Origin of the sequence: Streptococcus mitis, assembly GCF_001074635.1 — a bacterium.
Lineage (GTDB): Bacteria > Bacillota > Bacilli > Lactobacillales > Streptococcaceae > Streptococcus > Streptococcus mitis_E.
The window spans coordinates 1-410 of the sequence record NZ_JUQO01000223.1; the positions used below are offsets into that span (position 1 = coordinate 1).

Below are 410 nucleotides of genomic sequence, written 5' to 3' on the forward strand. Positions count from 1 at the left end.
CCTATTTGCTGTATGATAAGGGAAAAGAAAGGGGGCAGAAATATGGCTTTTACCAATACCCACATGCGGTCTGCTAGTTTTGGCATTGTTACCAGCTTGCCCGATGATGTCATTGACTCTTTTTGGTATATTATTGACCACTTCTTAAAAAATGTCTTTGAATTGGAAGAAGAACTCGAGTTTCAATTGCTCAATAACCAAGGAAAAATTACCTTCCACTTTTCAAGTCAACACCTCCCTACAGCCATTGATTTTGACTTTAACCATCCTTTCGACCCTCTTTATCCCCCGAAAGTACTGGTTTTAGATATGGACGGTAGAGAAACTATCCTCCTCCCAGAAGAAAATGACCTATTTTAATACTCAATGAAAATCAAAGAGCAAACTAGGAAGCTAGCCGCAGGCTGCTC

Annotated in this window: 1 protein-coding gene; it reads left to right on the forward strand. The window is 40.0% G+C overall.

Translation table 11 applies throughout. The features are described 5' to 3' along the window. Window positions 1-42: 42 nt before the first annotated feature. The gene (locus ADI58_RS09540) at window positions 43-360 is read left to right on the forward strand and encodes a DUF960 domain-containing protein (RefSeq protein WP_049522427.1); all 318 of its coding nucleotides are present in this window, start codon (window positions 43-45) and stop codon (window positions 358-360) included. The last annotated feature ends 50 nt before the right edge of the window (window positions 361-410 follow it).

What these genes read in the sequence shown, in the direction of transcription:
- ADI58_RS09540 (WP_049522427.1), top strand. Translation starts at nt 43, where the DNA reads ATGGCTTTTACCAATACCCACATGCGGTCTGCTAGTTTTGGCATTGTT.